This window comes from Mycolicibacterium sp. HS_4_1, from assembly GCF_054515875.1.
On sequence record NZ_CM137261.1, the window covers coordinates 3,793,624 to 3,809,467 of the forward strand.

The following is a 15,844-nucleotide window of genomic DNA, read 5'->3' on the forward strand; positions in this document are numbered from 1 at the left end:
GGAGTTCAACCCATGACCTTGAAGAAGACTGCAGCGCGCGCAATCGCAACCAGCATGCTTGGCGTGGCGGGACTCGGTGTCGGCGCAGGTCTCGCGCAGGCGGATTCGCATACCCCGATGCCGCCACCACCGCCGGTTCCCGGCATGACCGGACCTGGGGTGAACGCCGGGACCCCGGGCAACCCGCTTCCGCCGGGACAGGGCTACCTCCCGCCTCCGGGGCACGGTGGGCCGATGCCGCAGGACCGCATTCCGTTCACCGCGACGCCGTCGTGGGTCCAGGTTCCGGCGGTACCGCCCATGGGCACTCCGCCGGCACCACCGCTGCCGGAATGGGCCACCGGTATGCAGGTCGTTTGGAACCCTGACCTGGGCGCCTGGGGCGTTTGGGACATGGGAACCAGCACGTTCATTCGGCTCTAGCACCCCAAGAAGCGGCCGCCGCTCCGTCGTGACGACGGGGTGGCGGCCCGCATCTATCTACCGCCACGAGTTGTCATCACCAAAATCACCGGAAACTGTACGCATACTCCCAGCTTCATTTCAGGCGGAAATGCTAACTCCTACGTCAATTCTCTCTACCGTTACCGCCGGACGTTGGCGGCGGGCAGACGGAAGGGATGGCCATGGGTTGCGCACGGTATATCGGTCGGGTCGGGGCCCTGGCGGTGTTCCTCGGGGTGGGCGTATCGGTGACGACAGCGCAGGGTATCGCCTACGCCGAGCCGACATCGTCGTCCACATCGTCGTCGACATCGTCGTCGACATCGACATCGACATCGACCAACACCTCACACGCCACGGACACGGCGGGCTCGCAGAAGCCTGCACCTAAACACACACCCGCGCCGGCCACAGCGACACAGCCCGACGCCACACCGGCCTCGACGACGGAGGACTCCACGCCGCCTGCTGTCCACAATCCCAAACCGCTGTCCAACAAGGGCGGCAAGGACAACAAGAGCGGCGACAACAAGAACAGCGACAACAAGGGCACCGAGACAGCCGACCGACACCGTAACGCGAATCTCAATCGTCACGCGGCGAGCGTCACCGCGACGGCGTCAACCGCGACACGCACCGACGAATCCGTCGGCACCACAAAGAAACTCAGTCAGCCGCAACCCACCGCTGCCACGATCAACCACTCCCCCGCGCCGTCGATCGTTGCAACGGCGGCCGTGCCGGCCACCGCATCGCTCGTGCATACGACGACGGCCACCCCGTTGGCGGCGGTTGTGACCCCGACCGTGTCCGCCCCGACCGCGACCAACGTGATCGGCCAAATCATAGGTGCGGCAAAACAACTCATCGGCATCGCCCTGCAACCCCTGGTGTCGGCCCTGCCGTCGAACGTGCCCGCCAATTCACCGGCGCTGTGGACCGTGCTCGCCTGGGTGCGCAAGCAGATCGAGACGAATCTCCTTCCACCACATGTGGTTTCCGCCTGGAACGTAACCAGCCCGAACCTGCTGACCAACCCGGGCGCAGAGCTCGGTGACCCGTCACTGTCCGGCGGCAGCACGGTGTCCATTCCCGGCTGGACCGTCACCGGCACGCCGACCGTCATCAAGTACGGCACCGTGCGCCAGATCCCGTTGGGGCTCTCGACGCCCGGCCCGACGCTGCCCGCCATCTTCAATTTCCCGAATGACCCTGCTGCCCCTGGAGACACGCAGTTCTTCGGCGGCGGGAATGTCGCGACCTCGACCTTGAGTCAGACCGTCGATCTGAGCGGCGCCGCGTCGAGCATCGACGCCGGCTCGACGCCGTTCAAACTGAGTGGGTACCTGGGCGGCGCGATGATCGACCCATCAGAAGCATTGGTGAATGTCCGATTCCTCGATGCCAGCGGCACCCAGCTGGGCGTCGGTAACCTTGCGCCCGTCGGCCCGCTCGACCGTTGGTTCCAGACCGGACTGCTCGAACGCAGTACCGAAGGCACCGTTCCCGTCGGCACGCGCTCTGCGCAGGTGACCGTGACGCTGCAGGACTTGAACCCATTCACCGGCGGCTACAACAACGCGTTCGCCGACAACCTGTCATTCACCGTCGGGGCGGCCCTGCCCGCACCGCCGCCGCCCACCCCGCCGAAGTCCACGGTCGGCGCACTGGATCACGTGTTCATGGTCTATCTGGAGAACAAGGGCTATGGCGATATCGTCGGCAGCCCCAATGCGCCGTACCTCAACAGCTTGATCAACACCTACGGTGTCGCTACCGACTACTACGCGCTGACCCATCCGAGCGATCCGAACTACTACCCGATCCTCGGCGGCTCAGACTTCGGCCTCAGCTACAACTGCGCGACCAACTGCATCAACGCCACGAACCTCGCCGACAGAATCGAAGCCGCCGGCAAGACATGGGCCGGATATGCGCAGGGCATGTCCGCGGCCGGACCGTACGTGTCGACAAGTGACTACGCGCCCGACCAGTTGCCGTTCCTGGCGTACAGCGACATCTACAACAACCAGGTTCGGGCCGACGCCCATCTGCATCCGCTGACCCAGATGGCGACCGATCTCTCGTCGTCGGCCACAGCACCCAACTTCGCCTGGTTCGCGGCCAACGAGGCCAACAACGGTGAAGGGCCGCTCGACTTCCCCGCCGGTTACCTCAACTTCATCGGCAGCATGCTGACCAACCACCAGTACAACGTGAAGGCGGCCGACCAGTTCGCGCAGCAGACCGTCCCGACCATCCTGAATTCGGCGGTGTGGAACGACCCGACTCAGAAGTCGGCCATTTTCATCACGTTCGACGAAGACACCGACAATCTGTCGCTCGGCTTCGGCAATGGCGGTAATCGCGTTGTCACCGTGGCGATTCCATCGCCGGGCGCCGTCAGCGCAGGAATGCGGTCGGGCAACTTCACCGACACCAGCTACGCCAACCACTACAGCTTGCTGCGCACCATCGAGGATTCGCTCGGTTTGGCACCGCTGACCAACAACGACGCCTACGCCGCACCTCTCAACGACTTCTGGGGTACGCCTCCGGTCCTGCCGTAACCGGCGGGTACCCAAGCCCCCAGAAGTGAACGTAGGACCCGAGAAACCTCGGGTCCTACGTTCACTTCAGCAGGGGTCAGCAGATCAGAACCAGTCGACCTGCGCCTCGACGGTGGTGCGGTCCAGGCTGGCCAGCAGGTCCAGCTGGGTCGTCACCTTGGGCAGCTCGTAGCGGAAGAAGTACTGCGCGGCAGCACGTTTCCCGTCGTAGAAGTTGCCGGTGTTGCCGCCGACGGCGTTCAGCTGCTCCAGCCAAATCCAGGCCATCACGATGTGGCCGGCGGCCTCCAGGTACGCGGTCGAGTTCGCCAGGGTGGTCTCGGGATCGCCGGCGGCCCACAGCGTCGCGGTCACCTCGACCAGGCGCTCGGTCTGGGCCTGCAGCTCCCGTGCGTAGCCGGCAGTGGCCTCCGATTGCAGTGCGGTCTGGACGGTTTCGTTGATCCGGCGCTGCAGCAGCTTCAAGCCGGCGCCGTCCTGCATGACGACCTTGCGGCCCAGCAGGTCGATGCCGTGGATGCCGTGCGTGCCTTCGTGAATGGCGTTCAGTCGGTTGTCGCGGTACTGCTGCTCGACGTCGTATTCGGTGGTGTAGCCGTAACCGCCGTGGATCTGGATGCCCAGGTTGTTGGCTTCCAGGCACCACTGCGACGGCCAGCTCTTGGCGATCGGGGTGAGGACCTCGAGCATCAGGTTGGCCTCGTCGAGCTCGGCACCGGTGAAGATCCGCATCTCGTCGACCAGCCGGGCGCAGTACAGTCCGAGCGCCAAAGCGCCTTCCACATAAGACTTTTGAGCCAGCAGCATGCGCTTGACGTCGGCGTGCTCGATGATCGCGATCTGCGAGCGTGACGGGTCCTTGTCGCCGACCGGACGGCCCTGGGTGCGCACCTTGGCGTACTCCAGCGACGTGAGGTAGCCGGCGTAACCGATGGCGGTGGCCATGGAGCCGACGGCGACACGGGCCTCGTTCATCATGTGGAACATGTAGGCCAGGCCGCGGTGCTCCTCGCCCACGAGATAGCCGACAGCACCCGGCTCGTCGGTGGGCCGGTGGCTGCCGTCACCGAAGTTCAGCAGGGCGTTGGTGGTGCCGTGGTTGCCCATCTTGTGGTTGAGGCTGACGAGTGCGACGTCGTTGCGGGTGCCGTCGGTCAGGAACTTCGGCACGACGAACAGCGAGATGCCCTTGACGCCGGGGCCGCCGCCGGGAACCTTGGCCAGCACCAGGTGGACGATGTTCTCGGTCAGCTCGTGATCGCCACCGGTGATCCACATCTTGGTGCCGGTGATGCGGTAGGTGCCGTCGGCGGCCTTGGTGGCCTTGGTGCTGATGTCGGCGAGCGAGGAACCGGCGTCCGGCTCCGAGAGGCACATGGTGCCGAAGTAGCGGCCTTCGAGCATCGGGCGAACCCAGGTGTCAATCTGCTCTTCGGTGCCGTACTCGGTCAGCAGGTTCGCGTTGCCGACGGTGAGGAACGCGTACGAGAAGGTGGCGGGGTTCGCGGCGCGGAAGAAGGCCGCCGAGGACTGCGCGACCACGTTGGGCAGCTGCATGCCGCCGACGCGCTCGTCGAAAGAGCTGGCCATCAGGCCCGCGGCGTTGAAGTCGTCCAGTGCCTGCTTGATCTCGTCGATCAGCACCACTTTGCCGGTCTCGTCGACGAACGGCGGGTTGTGGTCGGCCTTCTTGTTGTGCGGCGCGAACCGCTTGGTCGCAATGTCGGCGCTCAGGTCCAGGACGGCGTCGAAGGTGTCACGTGAATGCTCGGCAAAGTGCTCGTGCTTGGTGAGCTCGACGACGTCGAGCCACTCGTACAGCAAGAAGTCCAGGTCGCGCCGAGACATGAATTCAGTCACGTGGGTTCCACCTTCCAAAGCAGCCGAACATTAGCATTCGCTCATTTTCTAAGCGATTGCTAATATCGCCTATTGACCAGGCCTGTGTCAACTGTGTGTACGATCACGTGCACATGAAGACCGACCGGACGACCGATTCGGCCGCAGCCGAACGCATCCGGCGCGCGGCCATCGAGGCGTTCGCCGAGTCCGGCTACGGCGGCACCTCCACCCGCCAGATCGCCAAGCGACTCAACATGAGCGCAACGGCCATGTACCCGCACTACCGGTCAAAGGAAGAGCTGCTCTACGCCATCACGCTCGAAGGTCACGGCAGCCTCTTGGCGACCTTGCGCGCCACGGACGACGCCGCCGCACCATGCGCCGAACGCTTTCACGGGGTCGTCGCGGCGTTCGCCACCTGGCACGCGGAGAACAGCAAGCAGGCCAGGGTGGTGCAATACGAACTGCACGGCCTGACCCCGGCTCACTACCGCACCATCGCCCCACTGCGTCATCAGGTCACCGCGGTGATCGCCAACATCATCGAAAGCGGTATGGCGACAGGCGAATTCCACGTCGACAACCTCGACGACGTCGTCATGGCAATCTCGTCGCTGTGCGTCGACGTCTGCCGATGGTTCCCCTCGCGCACGCACCGCGATCCCCACAAATTGGGCGAAATCTACGCCCACGTCGCCGCCCGCCTGGTGCGCTGACCGTCCTCCTCGACGCTCCTGCCGAAAGGCCATAGAGCGGCGTATTTTTCACGCTCTACCTGCCATTACCGGTGGGTGATCGGCGGCGGTCGTGATGTACTTGCTGCCGACGACAGGAGGCCCGATGGTCAACCCTCCACCAGAGGTCCGCAATGAGGTCGCGACGGCAGCCACCGACGTTCCCTCCGCCCCAGGCGCCGAGCCGCTGCCTGAGGCCCGGTTGCGGCGCGTGCGCGGGAGATTCAGCATCCAGTCGAAGCTCATCGCGATGCTGCTGGGAGCCAGCATCGTGTCAGCCGCCGTGGTGGGATTCATCGGGTACCAAACCGGGCAGGCGTCCCTGCGTAACGCTGCCTTCGACCGCCTCACGCAAGTCCGCGAGACCCAGGCCCGGCAATTCGTCGTCCAGGTCTCCACGCTGAAGAAGGCCTTGCTCGTCTACACCAGTGGACCGGCGATGGCCGAGGCAGTGCAGGCATTCAGCACCGGATTCGACGAGTTGGCCAGCACCCCAATCGATCCCGCCCAGCAGCAAGCCATTGTCAACTACTACAACAGCGATCTGATCAACCCGATCGAGCGGGCGACGGGAGCCAAGCTCAACCTCGACGTGCTGCTGCCATCGTCCAACGCGGCCAGGTATCTCCAGGCCCGCTACACCGTCCCCGCGGGTCAACAGGGTGCGTCGCCTCCTGCCCCGGGTCCCAGCGCCTGGGCGGCCGCCGCCAACCGCTACGACCCGTTCTTCGAGAAGATCGTGAGCCTGTTCGGCTACGGCGACGCATTGCTGATCGACCCGGCGGGCAACGTCGTCTACTCGGCGAAGAAGCGTGCCGACCTCGGGACCAACGTCTTGTCCGGGCCGTACGAGCAGGGCAATCTGCACGAGGCCTACGCGAAAGCGATGGGCGCTGACCGAGTCGACTACGTCGCGGTTACCGACTTCCAGACCTATCACCCGGCCGGCGATCACCCCGTTGCGTGGATGGGAGCGCCGGTCGTGGCGGGCGGCCGCACGATGGGCGTGCTGGCACTGCAGCTACCGATCACCGGGATCAACGCGCTGATGACCTTCAACGGGAAGTGGCAGGAGAACGGCCTCGGTGCCACCGGCGAAACCTACCTCGCCGGAGCCGACGACCTCATGCGGTCGAATTCACGGCTGTTCGTCGAGAACAAGCAGGCCTTTGAGCGCGACGTCACCGCGGCCGGAACACCCGCGGAGCTGGCCGAGCGGGCGATCCGACTCGGCGGCACGACCCTGATTCAGCCCGTCGGCGGGGACGCCACCCGGGCGGCACAGCGCGGCCAGACCGGCGTGCGGATCACCACCGACTACCTCGGTCGGGAGACCCTGCAGTCCTACGCGCCGGTGTCGGTGGGACCCGACGTGACGTGGACGATCGTGGCCAAGATCGATACCGCCGAAGCCTTTGCACCCGAACGGGTCTTCACCAGGACCATGGGCGTGGCGCTGACCGCGATCGTCATTCTGGACTGCCTCGCCGCCATGGCGTTGGCGCAGTTGTTCGTGCGCCCCATCCGCCGGCTCGAGGCCGGCGCCCAGAAGGTCAGCCGCGGCGACTACGCCGCCGTGATCCCGGCACGGACCCGGGACGAATTCGGTGATCTGACCAAGACTTTCAACGACATGAGCCGGCTCCTGGGCATCAAAGACGATCTGCTGCGCCGCGAACGCCAGGAGAATGCGCAGTTGCTGCGGTCCCTGATGCCCGAGGCGGTCGCGCAGCGGTACCGACAAGGCGAGGAGACCATCAGCGAGAGCCATCAGGACGTCGCGGTGCTCTTCGCCGACATCGACGGGCTGGACACCCTCGCCAGCGAGCTACCGTCCGACGAATTCCTGACCGTGGTCAACGAATTGGTTCGCCAGTTCGACGACGCCGCCGAACGGGGCGGCGTCGAGCCCATGCGCATTCTGCGCAACGGCTACACGGCCAGCTGCGGCCTGAACGTGCCGCGGTTGGACAACGTCGAGCGCATCGTGGCGTTCGCCATCGAGATGCAACGCATCGTGGCCCGCCTCAACGCCGAGGACAATCTGCAGCTCGGTTTCCGGGCCGGCATCGACACCGGCCAGGTCACCAGCGGGTTGGTCGGCAGCAACACGATGATCTACGACATGTGGGGCAGCGCAGTCGACCTGGCCTATCAGATCCAGGCCGGCGGCGGCGAACCCGGCATATACATCACGTCGCGGGTGCGCGACGCGGTGCATGACACTCACCGGTTCACCCAGGCGGGACAGTTCACCGTCGGCGATGCCGAGGAGCCGGTCTGGCGGCTGACGGGGCGGCGGTGACCATGTACACCTCGGGGCCGTCGTGGTTCTTGTGGGTCGCCGTCATCGCCATCGGCCTGCCGGCCAGCCTGATCCTCCTCACCGAGTGGCGTCGGTCTCTCCTGCGCCGGCACAGTCCGCTGGCCGCGCCCGTGGGGCTCTTGCGCACCTACGTACTGCCGGTCGTGGCTGTGCTGTTCCTGCTGCTCAAGGTCGCCGTCGTCCCCGCACGCGATATGCCCATCCGGATCGTGGCGACCGTACTGGTGTTCCTGACGCTGCTGCTGGTACTTTCCGGCCTGAACAACACCATGTTCGCGAACGCGCCAGAAACGTCGTGGCGGAGCCGGATCCCGCGGATTTTCGTCGACGTGGCCCGCATGGTGCTCATCATCCTGGGCCTGGCGGTGATCTCCCGCTACATCTGGGGCGCCAACGTCAAGGGCGTGTTCACCGCGGTCGGCGTGAGCTCGGTGGTCATCGGTCTCATGCTCCAGCACTCGGTCGGCCAGATCGTGTCCGGTCTGTTCATGCTGTTCGAGCAGCCGTTCCGGATGGGCGACTGGCTGGATACCTCCGCGGCCCGCGGCCGCGTCGTCGAGGTGAACTGGCGGGCCGTCCACATCGAATCCAGTACCGGCGTGCAGATCACACCCAACTCGGTACTGGCGGGCACGTCCTTCACCAACCTGAGCCGGTTGGCCACCGCGCACACCACAGTGACCACCACGTTCGCCGCCACAGATTCGCCCGACCAGGTGTGCGCCACGCTCACCCGCATCGCGACCAACCTCCCGCAGCGTGGCGGCGATGTCGAGCCGTCCACGGTGCCGATCGGGGACCACAAGTACCGCACCACCATCGGCCTGAATTCCCCTGGCGACGACGATGCCGTCCAGGCCACGTTCCTGCGTTGGGCCTGGTACGCCGCGCGGCGCGACAAACTGCACCTCGACGGTGTCGCCGACGACTACTCCACGCCGAAACGCCTCGAGGAGGCGCTCGACGACGTCGCCGGCCCGGCGCTGCGGCTGAGTCAGAGCGACCAGCGGGCCCTGATGCCCTACGCACGTCTGATCCGTTACGGCACAGGCGAACTCATTCACGCGCCCGGTGAGGTGCCGAAGACCATCACGGTGCTGGTCTCCGGACGAGTGCGGTTGACCGTGCCCGCAGGCGACGGGTCCGTCACCGCGGTCCGCAGCCTCGACAAGGGCGCGCTCCTGGGCGTTGCCGCGTTCACTCACCAGGCCAACCTGGCGTACGCGCACGCCCTCGACGAGGTCACCCTGCTGCAGATCGAGCACGACGAGATTCAGCGGCTGCTGACCGACCGTCCACTGCTGTCCCGGGAATTCGGCCGCCTCATCGACGAGCGCCGTACCGAGGTGCAATCAGTCCGCAGCGCGGCGAAGAAGGCGATGGCGGCCGCCCGTCAGGACGTCACCGCTCAGGACGCTCGGCCGTCAATCGCGGCCCCTGGGTGTCGGGGAGCCGAATCCCGTTAGCTCGCGGCCACGCTCAGTTCGCCGACCAGTTCGCGTCGCAGCACCTTGCCGGTCGGTGAGGTCGGCAACTCGTCCCGGAACACCACGCGATCGGGCGTTCGGGACCCCCGCAGGGCTGCCCGTACATGCTGGCGCAGCGCCTCGGGATCCGGTGACGCGTCAGCCTCGGGGACGACGACCGCGACGATGATCTGTCCCCATTCGGGATCCGGCACACCGACCACCGCGACGTCGCGCACCTGCGGATGCTCGACGAGGACATCCTCGAGCTCGGCCGGTGCGATGTTCTCTCCCCCGCGGATGATGGTGTCGTCAGACCGGCCGTTGATGAACAGGAAGCCCTCGGAATCCAGCCAGGCGAGGTCGCGGGTCGGGAACCAGCCGTGCTCGTCGAGTACCGAACCGAGCTCGGTGTACTTGCCCGACACCTGCTCGCCGCGGATGAACAGTTCTCCAATCTCACCGTGGTCCAACGGTTTACCGTCGTCGGCCCGGATCTCCACCTCGATGCCGGGTACCGGTCTGCCGACCGATCCCAATCGCTTTTTCACGTCCTCATCTGCTGACTCGTGCGCGGCACGGTGGTCCTCGGGCGTGAGGACGGCAATGGTCGAACTCGTCTCGGTCAGCCCGTAGGCATTGACGAACCCGACCTCCGGCAACAGGTCGAGGGCCCGACGGACCAGCGGCAGCGGTACTTTCGATCCGCCGTAGGCCAGGTTGCGCAAGGAAGCCGGAGCCGCCGCGCCGCGCACGAGTTCACTGACGATCCGGTCCAACATGGTCGGCACGACGGTGCCCGATGTGACAGCTTCCGCGGCTGCCAGTCGGAGCCATTCGGCAGCATCGAACTTCGGCAGGTACACCATCTTTCGGCCCGCATAGAGGTTCGACAGCGCCGCGCTCACGCCGGCGATGTGGTACGGCGGCACGCAGATCAGCGCGGCGTCCCGCGCGTCCGCGGAGTCGAATTCGACGGTGCCGGTGACGTAACTGGTCAGGTTGTGATGCGAGAGCTCGACGGCCTTCGGCTTGTTCGTCGTGCCCGAGGTGAACAGCACGATGGCGACGTCGTCGGGGTCGGCGAATGCGGCCGGAGTTTCAGCACCGGTAGCTGCATCGACGAAAGCCTTCGATTCCATTGCACGGTGGCAATTTTCGGCAACCTCGGCGTATTCCTCGTCGTAGACCACCAACGGATCCGGCAAGCGCGCGATGAGGTCGCGCACCGCGCCCGGACTGAGGCGGTAATTCAGCGGCGTCAGCGGACGGTTCGCCCGCGCCGAGGCGAAGATGAGGAGCGGCAGCATGGCGCCGCCGGTCCCGATGTACGCGACGCTGCCTGCACCGGACGCCGCCACCACTGCGCCGCCGCCGTCGGCGAGGCGGTTGAGTTCATCTGTCGTCCAGCGGGTTTCGCCGGAGACGACTGCGGCACGGTCCGGATTGGCCGACGCCGCCATGTCGAGCAGAAGGGCAAGACTCACCGAGGGCTCCGTCTAGATGGGTGGAACTTTCATCCGAGCAACAATGTAAATCACGTTATCAGAAACGATAACGTGATTTCTATATGCTCTCATCAACCCGGCTGATTTGCGCTTTACCAGCGAGAATCACATTCTCGCATGTCGTCCGGTCACGCCCGAGTGCGGCGCTCCAACCTCGGGCCGGCCAACGCGACCAGGGCGTCTTTCGTGACCTTCCCGGTGGCGTTCTGCGGGAGTTCCTCGACGAATTCGATGAACCGCGGCGCCTTGTAGCCCGCCATGCGATCTCGACTCCACGCGATCAGCTGTTGTTCGGTCACGGGCGACGCCGGGACGACGAACGCCATGCCCACCTGCCCCAGCCGATCGTCGGGAACACCGATGACCGCGACCTGGTCCACCGCCGGATGCTCGAGCAGATAGCCTTCGATCTCCGCCGGGTAGGCATTGAAGCCACCGACGATGAACATGTCCTTCTTCCGGCCGACGATGCGCAGGCGACCGCCGTCGTCAAACGATCCGAGGTCACCGGTGTGCAGCCAGCCCGCCACGTCGATGGCGTCCGCGGTGGCGACCGGATCATCAAGGTATCCCGCCATCACCGTGTAGCCACGCACCAGTACTTCCCCGTCGTCGGTGATCCGGACCTCGACCCCGTCGGAGGGTCGGCCGACCGTGGTGGCGATGTCCTCGAAAGAGTCGTCCGGCCGGGACATCGTGGCGGTGCCGCACTCCGTGAGCCCGTACCCCGTCGCGAGCGTCTGGAACGGCAGCTCGTGCAGGACGCGGCGCACCAGCTCCACCGGGATGTCGGCGGCGCCCGTGACACCGGCCCGCAACGTGGCCAGCCTCTTCTTGTCCGGCACCGCCAGCAACGAGTGATAGAGCGTGGGCGGGCCGGGCAACATCGTGATACGTTCCCGTTCAACGAGTTCCACGACGGCGTCAGCGTCGAACACCGCCACCGGCAGCATGGTCGCGCCGCGGATCAACGATGAGATGATGCCCGCCTTGTAACCGAAGGTGTGGAAGAACGGGTTGACGATCAGGTACCGGTCGCCTTCACGTAGGTCGACCCGGTCGCACCATTCGGCGTACTGCCGCAAGGTCTGCCGGTGGTTCATCATCACGCCCTTGGGGCGGCCGGTCGTGCCAGACGTGTAGATGATGTCGGCAATGTCGTCGCCGTCGATGTCCGGGCACACAAATGGCTCTGCACAGTCCAGGAATCCCGACTTGAGGTCAATGGCCGGCACACCCGTGGGAACATCGAAATCCTGCCCCAGGAAGCCTTTCTCGACCAGAACCGCCTTGGCGCCGCTCCGCAGGATGATGTCGGCCGCCTCCTCGGTCTTGAAGCGGGTGTTGACCGGGACCACCACTGCGCCGGCCGTCAACAGACCCAACGCGGCGAGCACCCAGTTGGCCGAGTTGGGCGCCCAGATGGCGACGCGGTCTCCCTTCGTGACGCCCAGTGCGTGGAAGGCCCCGGCCGCTTGCCGGGTGCGCCCTGCCAGTTCGGCGTACGACAAGCGCAACGGCCCGTCGATAAGCGCCTCCGCGTCGCCGAATCTGTCGGCGGTGCTCAGCACCATCTGCGGAATGGTGTCCCAACTCATGACCGAAGTCCTTGTCGCACCAGGAATTTCTGCACCTTGCCGCTGGCGGTCCGCGGATAGTCCGCCACCTCGTGCAGTTCCTCGGGCCACTTCTGGCGCGCCACGCCCGCAGCCGCGAAGTGTTCGCGAACTTGCTGCAGCGTCGGCAGTGCATGGCCGGGCCGGACGCGCACGACGGCCGCCACGCGCTCGCCCAGCCGGGCATCGGGTGCGGCCACCACCACCGCGTCGGCAATGCTCTCCATACCCAGCAGCACCTCTTCCACTTCCGCGGCACTGACGTTCTCGCCACCACGGATGATCACGTCGGACTTGCGGTCGGTGATGGTGAGATAGCCGTCGTCGTCGAGGAATCCGATGTCGCCGGTGCGGTACCAGCCGTCGTCGTCGAATGCCTTCGCCGTCAGCTCGGCGTCGGTGTAGCCGAGACACAGATCCGGCCCTCGGCTGAAAATCTCGCCCTCATCGGTCAACCGGATCTCGACGCCCGGCCGCGGATCGCCGTCGGTGAACAGGCGCTTCGCCTCGGGTGCGGTCGGATGCGTGCCGGTGATCGACGGATGTTCGGTGCTGCCATACGCCCGGTACACGAAAACGCCGAGATCCGACAGCCGGCGCGTCACGGCCGCCGGCACCGACGATCCGCCCAGGCCAACGGTTTTCAGCAGCGACCGGTGCTCGGCCGTGCAGTCGGGATGGTCGAGCAGGCTCGTGACGAAGTAGGGCGGCCCGCCACCGACCGCCAGTCCGTCGCGTTTCATCAATGCCAGTACCTGGCCGGCATCCCAGCTGTCGCAGAGGTTGATGGGCCGCCCCTCCAGCACCGGGATCAGGAACGCCCCGACCATGCCGATGAAGTGGCCGACGGGCGCGACGGTCAGCTCCTTGCCACGTTTGGTGGGGTACCCGGCGTTGAGTTGGCGTGTCTCGCAGACCAGCGTCTGGTGACTGTGCACGACGCCTTTGGGATTGCTCGTCGTGCCGGAGGTGTAGGCGATCAGCGCGGGCGCCGCCGGATCGACGGGAAGGGTGCCCGCCATCGGTTCCTCGGCGAGCAGGTCATCGAAATCGCGGCCCACCACCGCGACTATCGGCACATCGGCGCACAGATCAGCGTGGTAGGCCGGACGGCCGGCGTTGTCGGCGGTGATGAAAACCCGCGGGTCGGCATCGGTGAGGATGTGCGCCAGTTCCTTGCGGCCGTAGAAGTGCACGATCGGGACGACGACCGCACCGAGGAACGCCGACGCCCAGAACACCGCGGCGGCTTCCATCCAGTTCGGCAGCTGGAAGGCCACGACGTCGCCGGGTCCCACACCACGTGCCCGCAGCCCGGCCGCGAGCCGACGGGCCACGCGCTCGGCCTCGGTGTAGGTGCCGGACCAGCCCCGGACGGCCGAGTGGATCCGGAAGTCAGCGCCTGGAGCGGCCCGCAGGCCGGCGGCCAGCAGGTCACCGACGGTCTCGGTGGTCCACCAGCCGTTGTCTCGGTATCTGACGGCGAGATCAGCGGGGACGGTGCGGTTTACGGGGCTGCGAAGACCAGTCATGACACTGAGGATCGTATTCTCCAAAATTGAGAATGCCAATATCGTCAATTAGGCCATCACTCCGAAAAACTTTGGTCACTTTGTTTGCGCTGGTCACAACAGGTAACTAGGACCACATTCGTCACAGCGAATTGTCGGTACTTCGAACTAATGTTCGAAGTATGGGATTGAGTGATCCGGCCTCCGTCGAGCAGGCGTACGCCGCTTATGAAGCCGCCGCGGCCGCGATCGCATCCCTGGACTACACCGGCCTCGGCGTACGGGAGCTACTGGAACTGCAGTCCCTGCGGGAGAAACTGGCCTGTGCTGCGGAGGCGGTGGGCCACCGGATCCTGGCCGCCCTGGCCGGGCAGACCACCCCGAAGGAGATCGGGGCGAAAAACTGGGCCGACGTCCTGCGCATCCGCCTGCACCTCTCGGGCGAGGAATCCCGCCGCCGGGTCCGGGACATGGAGAATCTCGGCCCCCGGACCGGTCTGACCGGCGAAGTCCTGCCACCACGGTGGGAAGAGGCCGCCCACGCCCAAGCCGCCGGGGCGATCAATCCGGAGCACATCGCGGTGATCGGCAGTTTCATGGCCCATCTACCCACCTGGGTCGATCCGACCACCACCGTGCAGTGCGAACAGTCATTGGTCGCCGGGGCGCGGCATCAAACCCCTGAAGAACTGCGCCGCGCGGCCAACAAACTGCTGTACGAGTTGGATCAGGACGGGCCCGAGCCCGACGATGACGAACGTGACCGCAAACGCGGCATCACCGTGAGCAAGCAGCGGTCTGATGGGACCTCGGAGGTCGCCGGCACCCTCACCCCGCAAGCCCGCGCCTATTGGGATGCGATCTACGAGAAATACGCCGCGCCGGGCATGTGCAACCCCGCCGACCCGACGCCCTGCACATCCGGAACCCCGACCGCCGAACAGATCGCCGGTGACACCCGCACCGTCGCCCAGCGCCAGCACGACGCGCAGATGTGGGTCGCCCGCATGGCCCTGACCTCCGGCATGCTCGGTGAGCACAATGGGCTGCCGGTCTCGGTGGTGGCCACCACCACCCTGCAGGAACTGCAACAGGGTGCCGGCGTCGCCGTCACCCACACCGGGTCGACACTCTCGATCCGAGACGTGATTCGGATGGCCTCCCGCTCGTACTGCTACCTCGCGGTATTCGACCAACACACCAACATCCCGCTCTACCTGGGACGGACCCGGCGCACCGCCACGCCCGGGCAACGCATCATGCTCTTCGCCCGCGACCGCGGCTGCACCAAACCCGGCTGCACCGCCCCGGCCTCGCGCTGCCAAGCCCACCACGCGGTATGCAACTGGCGCGACGACGGCCACACCGACATCACCGACATGACCCTGGCCTGCGGCTGCGACAACGTCCTGGCCGACACCGGCGGCTGGACCACCACCATGAAAAACGGCCGAGCCCACTGGACCCCACCACCACTACTCGACATCGGCCAACCCCGCACCAACCAATACCACCACCCCACCCTCTACCCGCCCGAGAGCGAGGATGACGAGGGCGAGGACGCCGATGGTGAAAGCGACAGTCCCACAAGCTAACCCGGCGCCCAGCCGCAGCACCCCACGCCGCGACGGCAATGCCGCACGCGCCGACGGATACCGCAGAACATCGTGGCCGCCGAAGGCAAGCGCGCGGCGCTGATCACCGCCCGCGACACCATGGTGCGTGGCATCGCCGTCCGCAGCCCCCTGAGTCGCGGCATCCCCTCGGCCAGTGCAACGACGCTGCTATTCTCTGAAACGGAGAATGCCACTATCAGTTAGGTAGCGA

11 protein-coding genes are annotated in these 15,844 nt (G+C 65.9%); 7 read left to right on the forward strand and 4 right to left on the reverse strand.

The features are described 5' to 3' along the window. The first annotated feature begins 12 nt into the window (after positions 1-12). Entirely contained in the window at positions 13-423 is a 411-nt protein-coding gene (locus ACX12F_RS18220) for a hypothetical protein (RefSeq protein WP_459365903.1), read from the forward strand. A 203-nt stretch (positions 424-626) separates the two neighbouring features. Beyond that, on the forward strand, positions 627-3,014 hold the full coding sequence (locus ACX12F_RS18225) for an alkaline phosphatase family protein (RefSeq protein WP_459365904.1): 2,388 nt from the start codon (positions 627-629) through the stop codon (positions 3,012-3,014). Positions 3,015-3,098: 84 nt separating this feature from the next. Here ACX12F_RS18225 and ACX12F_RS18230 read toward each other — a convergent pair whose 3' ends face one another. Then, positions 3,099-4,862 carry an acyl-CoA dehydrogenase gene (locus ACX12F_RS18230; RefSeq protein WP_459370416.1) on the reverse strand — a complete coding sequence of 588 codons (1,764 nt, stop codon included), beginning with the start codon at positions 4,860-4,862 and terminating at the stop codon, positions 3,099-3,101. Between the two features lie 125 nt (positions 4,863-4,987). Between ACX12F_RS18230 and ACX12F_RS18235 the strand changes: the two genes are divergently transcribed. From ACX12F_RS18235 to ACX12F_RS18245, 3 genes are all read left to right on the forward strand, one after another. After that, positions 4,988-5,572 (forward strand): TetR/AcrR family transcriptional regulator, encoded by a 585-nt coding sequence (locus ACX12F_RS18235; RefSeq protein WP_459365905.1) that lies wholly within the window; start codon positions 4,988-4,990, stop codon positions 5,570-5,572. 124 nt (positions 5,573-5,696) lie between these two features. Beyond that, on the forward strand, positions 5,697-7,895 hold the full coding sequence (locus ACX12F_RS18240) for an adenylate/guanylate cyclase domain-containing protein (RefSeq protein ID WP_459365906.1): 2,199 nt from the start codon (positions 5,697-5,699) through the stop codon (positions 7,893-7,895). A gap of 2 nt (positions 7,896-7,897) precedes the next feature. After that, positions 7,898-9,382 carry a mechanosensitive ion channel domain-containing protein gene (locus ACX12F_RS18245; RefSeq protein WP_459370417.1) on the forward strand — a complete coding sequence of 495 codons (1,485 nt, stop codon included), beginning with the start codon at positions 7,898-7,900 and terminating at the stop codon, positions 9,380-9,382. Here ACX12F_RS18245 and ACX12F_RS18250 read toward each other — a convergent pair. From ACX12F_RS18250 to ACX12F_RS18260, 3 genes are all read right to left on the reverse strand, one after another. Further along, entirely contained in the window at positions 9,379-10,869 is a 1,491-nt protein-coding gene (locus tag ACX12F_RS18250; protein WP_459365907.1) for a class I adenylate-forming enzyme family protein, read from the reverse strand. The genes ACX12F_RS18245 and ACX12F_RS18250 overlap by 4 nt on opposite strands. Positions 10,870-11,018: 149 nt before the next feature. Further along, positions 11,019-12,488 (reverse strand): FadD3 family acyl-CoA ligase, encoded by a 1,470-nt coding sequence (locus ACX12F_RS18255; RefSeq protein WP_459365908.1) that lies wholly within the window; start codon positions 12,486-12,488, stop codon positions 11,019-11,021. After that, the gene (locus tag ACX12F_RS18260) at positions 12,485-14,038 is read right to left on the reverse strand and encodes an AMP-binding protein (RefSeq protein WP_459365909.1); all 1,554 of its coding nucleotides are present in this window, start codon (positions 14,036-14,038) and stop codon (positions 12,485-12,487) included. Before ACX12F_RS18260 ends, ACX12F_RS18255 begins: the two co-directional genes overlap by 4 nt. Before the next feature lie 161 nt (positions 14,039-14,199). On the opposite strand from ACX12F_RS18260, the gene ACX12F_RS18265 reads away from it, so the two are divergent. After that, on the forward strand, positions 14,200-15,612 hold the full coding sequence (locus ACX12F_RS18265) for an HNH endonuclease signature motif containing protein (protein WP_459365910.1): 1,413 nt from the start codon (positions 14,200-14,202) through the stop codon (positions 15,610-15,612). Between the two features lie 72 nt (positions 15,613-15,684). Then, a complete protein-coding gene (locus tag ACX12F_RS18270) occupies positions 15,685-15,837 on the forward strand; it encodes a hypothetical protein (protein WP_459365911.1) in 153 nt (50 codons plus the stop codon). Positions 15,838-15,844 lie beyond the last annotated feature (7 nt).